Annotated in this window: 1 protein-coding gene; it reads left to right on the top strand. The window is 65.0% G+C overall.

The window, feature by feature from the left end:
* Positions 1-351, top strand: a 351-nt coding sequence (locus AB4Z32_RS27920; protein WP_442125042.1) for a response regulator, incomplete at both ends; no start/stop codon positions are given.

Genomic DNA, 351 nt, shown 5'->3' with positions numbered 1-351 from the left:
CCCATAGCGAAGGTGAAGCCCTGGGTTCCAGCTTTACCGTGCGCCTGCCCCTGGCGACCGGCATGGTGCGCAGCCGTCCGCCCAATGCGCCCCTGCGCAGCAACTCCGGATCGCTACCGGAATTGGGGCTGCGCGATCTGAAAGGCTTGCGTGTGCTGGTGGTGGACGATGAAGCCGATGCCCGCGAGCTGGTGCAGCGCATCCTCACCGATTGCAATGCGCACGTGCTGACCGCCGCCACGGCCGAAGAAGCGGTCGACATTGCGCGCCAGGGCCAGATCGATCTGCTGGTCAGCGATATCGGCATGCCAGTGACGGATGGTTTCCAGCTGCTATCCAGGGTGCGTGCAC

The organism is Massilia sp. 2TAF26 (assembly GCF_052115005.1).
Taxonomy (GTDB): domain Bacteria; phylum Pseudomonadota; class Gammaproteobacteria; order Burkholderiales; family Burkholderiaceae_D; genus Telluria.
Note: the sequence above shows the minus strand (reverse complement) of the source record. Positions and strands in the feature narration are given on the sequence as shown.